A 5,823-nucleotide genomic window follows, 5' to 3' on the forward strand; every position below is an offset into this window, starting at 1 on the left:
CAGCCCCGTACCTGAGGTACGGGGGCCCCTTCGCCGCCTGCGGTCCCAGGCGGCGTGCGGTCTGGTCCGTGGTCAGCCGCCGAACTCCTGCAGGCCCTTCAGCGCCTGGTCCAGCAGCGCCTGACGGCCTTCGAGCTCGCGCTCCAGCTTGTCGGCCCGCGCGGAGTTGCCCTGGGCGCGTGCCTGCTCGATCTGGCCCTTCAGCTTGTCCACGGCGGCCTGGAGCTGACCGGTCAGACCCGCGGCACGCGCGCGTGCCTCCGGGTTCGTCCGGCGCCACTCGGTCTCCTCGGACTCCTGGATCGCCCGCTCCACCGCGTGCATCCGGCCTTCGATCTTCGGCCGGGCGTCGCGCGGCACATGACCGACGGCCTCCCAGCGCTCGTTGATCGAACGGAACGCGGCGCGCGCCGCCTTCAGGTCACCGACCGGCAGGAGCTTCTCGGCCTCCTCGGCCAGCTCCTCCTTGAGCTTGAGGTTCTCCGTCTGCTCCGCGTCCCGCTCGGCGAACACCGAGCTGCGGGCGGCGAAGAAGACGTCCTGGGCGCCGCGGAAGCGGTTCCACAGGTCGTCCTCGTGCTCGCGCTGGGCGCGGCCCGCCGCCTTCCACTCCGCCATGAGCTCGCGGTAGCGCGCCGCCGACGGACCCCAGTCCGTGGAACCGGACAGCGCCTCGGCCTCGGAGACCAGCCGCTCCTTGATCCGCCGGGCCTCCTCGCGCTGCGCGTCCAGCTGCGCGAAGTGCGCCTTGCGGCGCTTGGAGAACGCCGAGCGCGCGTGCGAGAACCGGTGCCACAGCTCGTCGTCCGACTTGCGGTCCAGCCGGGGCAGACCCTTCCAGGTGTCCACCAGCGCCCGCAGCCGCTCACCGGCGGCCCGCCACTGGTCGGACTGGGCGAGCTGCTCGGCCTCGGTGACCAAACCCTCCTTGGCCTTGCGGGCCTCGTCGGACTGCTTGGCGCGCTGCTGCTTGCGCTCCTCGCGCCGCGACTCGACGGTCGCCACCAGCTTGTCCAGCCGCTCCCGCAGCGCCTGCAGGTCGCCGACCGCGTGATGCGCGTCGACCTGATCGCGGATGTGGTCGATCGCGACCTGCGCGTCCTTGGCCGACAGATCGGTGGTCTGCACACGCTTCTCGAGGAGGCCGATCTCGACAACCAGGCCCTCGTACTTGCGCTCGAAGTAGGCCAGCGCCTCCTCGGGGGAGCCTGCCTGCCAGGAACCGACCACCTGCTCGCCGTCGGCCGTACGCACGTACACGGTCCCCGTCTCGTCGACGCGGCCCCACGGGTCGCTGCTCACAGCGCCTCCTCCACATGATGCCTGCGAGGGGCTTCGGCGCCCCTGGGCATCGTCCACAGTTTCGTCACGGCCAACATAGGCGACCGGCGGGTCGCCTGTCCGCATCCCGCACGACCGAAATTGCGCAGTTGACCGCCCCTTGTCACCGGCCTGCCGCCCGGCCCTGTCCAGGACTTCGTCAGGACTTGGTGACCGTCGCCTTGTTGATCACGACCGTCGCGTTGGGGGCGCCGTCACCGGCGCCGGTGTTCTCGCCCGCGGCGGCGATCTTCTTCAGCACCTTCATGCCGTCGGCCGACAGCGTCCCGAACGGCGTGTAGCTGGGCGGCAGCTGACTGTCCTGGTAGACGAGGAAGAACTGGCTGCCGCCGGTGTGCGCCTGACCGGTGTTGGCCATCGCGACCGTGCCCGCCGGGTAGACGTTGGCCTTCAGACTGGCGTCCTTCAGGTTCTCGTCCGGAATGGTGTAACCGGGGCCGCCGCTGCCGCTGCCCGTCGGGTCGCCGCACTGCAGCACGTAGATCCCGTTGGTGGTGAGCCGGTGGCACTTGGTGTGGTCGAAGAAGCCCTTGCCGGCGAGGAAGTCGAAGGAGTTCACCGTGTGCGGCGCGGCCTTCGCCTTGAGCGCTATGCCGATGTCGCCGCAGGTGGTCGCGAGCGTCATCGTGTACTTCGCCGACTCGTCGATCGTGACCGCCGGCTCCTTCTTCCAGGTCTGCGTCTTGACCGACCCGGCGGCCGGCTTCTCGCACGGGTCCTTCGCCGCGCTGGGCGCCGCCGACGGCGACGTCTGCGAACTCGCGTTCGTCTTCTTGTCGTCGTCCTTGAGGACACCCGTCGTGTACAGCGCCACGCTGCCGATGACGACCACGCCGAGCACCGACGCGATCACCGAGTTGCGCATACGCGCCTTGCGCCGGGCGCTCGTGCGCCGCTGCTGCTGCCGCAAGAACTTCTCCCGGGCGAGCTGACGCTTCCGCTGTTCCTGGGTGACCACCGGGTTCTCTCCTCATGCGTCTCGTACGTCGACTGGGACGCGTGCGTCTTGTGAGCCGACCGCCTGCGTGTGCCCCGTACCGTATATGGGTTCGCTGAGGAAACGGCAGCGCCGGTAGGCTCTGACCACTGGCGCAGCCGCCAGAAGCCCACGCGTATCGACACAAACGAAGGACGATCGTGCTCATTGCCGGGTTCCCCGCCGGGGCCTGGGGGACGAACTGTTATGTCGTCGCCCCCGCCGCCGGTGAGGAGTGCGTGATCATCGACCCGGGCCATCAGGCGGCCCCAGGAGTCGAGGAAGCGATCAGGAAGCATCGGCTCAAGCCCGTCGCCGTCGTCCTCACCCACGGCCACATCGACCATGTGGCCTCGGTCGTCCCGGTGTGCGGCGCGCACGACGTGCCGGCCTGGATCCACCCCGAGGACCGGTTCATGATGAGCGACCCGGAGAAGGCGCTCGGCCGGTCCATCGGGATGCCGCTGATGGGCGAGCTGACCGTGGGGGAGCCGGACGACGTCCGTGAGCTGACCGACGGCGCGAAGCTGGACCTGGCCGGTCTGGAGTTCTCCGTCGCCCACGCGCCGGGCCATACCAAGGGGTCGGTGACCTTCCGGATGCCCGAGACGACCGAGATCCCGTCGGTCTTCTTCTCCGGGGATCTGCTGTTCGCCGGCTCCATCGGACGCACCGACCTGCCCGGCGGAGACATGGCCGAGATGCTCGACTCGCTGGCCCGTGTGTGCCTGCCGCTCGACGACTCGACCGTGGTGCTGTCCGGCCACGGCCCCCAGACGACCATCGGCCAGGAGCGCGCCGCCAACCCGTATCTGCGGCAGGTGGCGGCCGACGGCCAGGGAGCGGGTTCGAACACCCCTCCCCGACGAGGAATGTGACGAGAGACCTTCCGTGAGCACCTTCCAGGCCCCCAAGGGCACGTACGACCTGATCCCGCCGGACAGCGCCAAGTACCTCGCCGTCCGCGAGGCCATCGCCGCCCCCCTGCGCAACTCCGGCTACGGCTACATCGAGACGCCCGGCTTCGAGAACGTCGAGCTGTTCGCGCGCGGTGTGGGCGAGTCGACCGACATCGTGACGAAGGAGATGTACGCCTTCGAGACCAAGGGCGGCGACCAGCTCGCGCTGCGCCCCGAGGGCACGGCGTCCGTGCTGCGCGCCGCGCTCGAGGCCAACCTGCACAAGGCGGGCAACCTGCCGGTCAAGCTCTGGTACTCCGGCTCGTACTACCGCTACGAGCGCCCGCAGAAGGGCCGCTACCGTCACTTCTCCCAGGTGGGCGCCGAGGCGATCGGCGCCGAGGACCCGGCGCTGGACGCCGAGCTGATCATCCTGGCGGACCAGGCCTACCGCTCGCTGGGCCTGCGGAACTTCCGCATCCTGCTCAACAGCCTGGGCGACCAGGAGTGCCGTCCCGTCTACCGCGCCGCCCTGCAGGACTTCCTGCGCGGCCTCGACCTCGACGAGGACACCCTGCGCCGGGCGGACATCAACCCGCTGCGCGTCCTGGACGACAAGCGCGACGCGGTGCAGAAGCAGCTCGGGGACGCGCCGCTGCTGCGCGACTACCTGTGCGACGCCTGCAAGGCGTACCACGAGGAGGTCCGTGAGCTGATCACCGCGGCGGGCGTCTCCTTCGAGGACGACGCCAAGCTGGTCCGCGGCCTGGACTACTACACCCGGACGACTTTCGAGTTCGTCCACGACGGCCTGGGCTCCCAGTCCGCGGTGGGCGGCGGCGGCCGCTACGACGGTCTGTCGGAGATGATCGGCGGCCCGGCGCTCCCGTCCGTGGGCTGGGCCCTCGGCGTCGACCGCACGGTGCTCGCCCTGGAGGCGGAGGGCGTCGAGCTCGACCTGCCGCCGGCGACCTCCGTCTACGCCGTCCCGCTGGGCGAGGAGGCCCGCCGGGTGCTGTTCGCCAAGGTCACCGAGTTGCGCAAGCTCGGGGTGGCGGCCGACTTCTCCTATGGCGGGAAGGGGCTGAAGGGCGCGATGAAGAACGCCAACCGCAGCGGCGCCCGCTACACCGTCGTCGCCGGCGAGCGCGACCTCGCCGAGGGCGTCGTCCAGCTCAAGGACATGGAGTCGGGCGAGCAGACGTCGATCGGCGTGAACGAGATCGTGGCCGAGCTGGAGTCCAGGCTCGGCTAGGAACCGTCGGGGTGCCGGGTCGTGCGATCCGGCACCCTTCGTTCGCGTGTGCTGTCCTGTCTCGTCCCACCGGCCGAAACCGAACGCTCCGGGAGCGCCGTACGTACATGCTTATGTCCACCGAACGGTGAAGACGCGGCCGTGTGCGGCACAATGGCCCTGCCCGAAGATGGTCCAACTCTCAAGTGACGGATCGGCGTGATGAGCAAGACGACAGTCAAAGACGTCTCCACGGAGTCCGAGCCCGAGCGCCTCGCCGCGACCGCGCCACGGACCGTGGGCGGCAGCCGTGCGTTCGCGATCCTGCTGCTGATCACCGGTGCGGCCGGCCTGCTCGCCGCCTGGGTCATCACGATCGACAAGATGAAGATCCTCGAGGCCAAGGCCGAGGGAAAGACCTTCACGCCCAGTTGCAGCATCAGCCCGATCATCAGCTGCGGCAGCGTCATGGAGAGCAAGCAGGCCTCCGTCTTCGGCTTCCCGAACCCGATGCTCGGCCTGGTCGCCTACGGCATCGTCGTCTGCGTCGGCATGAGTCTGCTGACCGGTGCCCGCTTCCCCCGCTGGTACTGGCTGACCTTCAACGCGGGCACGCTGTTCGGTGTGGGCTTCTGCACCTGGCTGCAGTACCAGTCGCTGTACAACATCAACGCCCTGTGCCTGTGGTGCTCGCTGGCCTGGGTCGCGACGATCACCATGTTCTGGTACGTCACCTCGTTCAACGTGCGCAACGGCTTCCTCCCCGCGCCGGACGGGCTCAAGCGCTTCTTCGGCGAGTTCACCTGGATCCTGCCGGCCACCCACGTCGGCATCATCGCCATGCTCGTCCTGACCCGCTGGGGCGCCGATCTCTGGGCCTGAGCCCGTGCCGGACCGGGTGGCCCGCCGGGCGACGTGCGGGACGCCGGGCGGCGGTGTCGGACCCCTGACGTAGGCTCCGACGTGTGGAGCCCGACCTGTTCACCGCCGCAGCGGAAGACCGCCAGGAGAAGGACCCCGCAGGGAGCCCCCTGGCGGTCCGGATGCGCCCGCGCACCCTCGACGAGGTGGTGGGCCAGCAGCACCTGCTGAAACCCGGCTCACCTCTGCGCCGCCTGGTGGGCGACGGAGCCAAGGGCCCGGCCGGCCCTTCCTCGGTGATCCTCTGGGGCCCGCCGGGCACCGGGAAGACCACGCTGGCGTACGTCGTCTCCAAGGCCACCGACAAGCGGTTCGTCGAGCTGTCCGCCATCACCGCGGGCGTCAAGGAGGTCCGCGCGGTCATCGACGGCGCCCGCCGCGCCATCGGCGGGTTCGGCAAGGAGACCGTCCTCTTCCTCGACGAGATCCACCGCTTCAGCAAGGCCCAGCAG

6 protein-coding genes are annotated in these 5,823 nt (G+C 69.8%); 4 read left to right on the forward strand and 2 right to left on the reverse strand.

Going from position 1 to position 5,823, the window contains the following annotated elements; translation table 11 throughout:
• Nucleotides 1–72 precede the first annotated feature (72 nt).
• Together ACFVYK_RS37665 and ACFVYK_RS37670 are read right to left on the reverse strand one after the other, a co-directional pair.
• Nucleotides 73–1,302, reverse strand: coding sequence for a DUF349 domain-containing protein (locus tag ACFVYK_RS37665; RefSeq protein ID WP_389781244.1), 1,230 nt, complete (start codon nucleotides 1,300–1,302; stop codon nucleotides 73–75).
• A gap of 178 nt (nucleotides 1,303–1,480) precedes the next feature.
• A complete protein-coding gene (locus ACFVYK_RS37670; protein WP_389781245.1) occupies nucleotides 1,481–2,299 on the reverse strand; it encodes a peptidylprolyl isomerase in 819 nt (272 codons plus the stop codon).
• Between the two features lie 179 nt (nucleotides 2,300–2,478).
• On the opposite strand from ACFVYK_RS37670, the gene ACFVYK_RS37675 reads away from it, so the two are divergent.
• The 4 genes from ACFVYK_RS37675 to ACFVYK_RS37690 all read left to right on the forward strand — a co-directional run.
• Nucleotides 2,479–3,195, forward strand: coding sequence for an MBL fold metallo-hydrolase (locus ACFVYK_RS37675; RefSeq protein WP_389781246.1), 717 nt, complete (start codon nucleotides 2,479–2,481; stop codon nucleotides 3,193–3,195).
• A 13-nt stretch (nucleotides 3,196–3,208) separates the two neighbouring features.
• Nucleotides 3,209–4,471, forward strand: a complete 1,263-nt coding sequence (gene hisS, locus ACFVYK_RS37680) for a histidine--tRNA ligase (RefSeq protein WP_389781247.1) — start codon at nucleotides 3,209–3,211, stop codon at nucleotides 4,469–4,471.
• A gap of 201 nt (nucleotides 4,472–4,672) precedes the next feature.
• Nucleotides 4,673–5,332: a vitamin K epoxide reductase family protein gene (locus ACFVYK_RS37685; RefSeq protein WP_389781248.1), complete on the forward strand. Its 660-nt coding sequence runs from the start codon at nucleotides 4,673–4,675 to the stop codon at nucleotides 5,330–5,332.
• A gap of 83 nt (nucleotides 5,333–5,415) precedes the next feature.
• Nucleotides 5,416–5,823 (forward strand): AAA family ATPase (locus ACFVYK_RS37690; RefSeq protein ID WP_389781249.1); only part of this gene is annotated, 408 nt, incomplete at its 3' end.

It is taken from the genome of Streptomyces sp. NPDC058291, assembly GCF_042880855.1.
Taxonomy (GTDB): Bacteria; Actinomycetota; Actinomycetes; order Streptomycetales; family Streptomycetaceae; genus Streptomyces.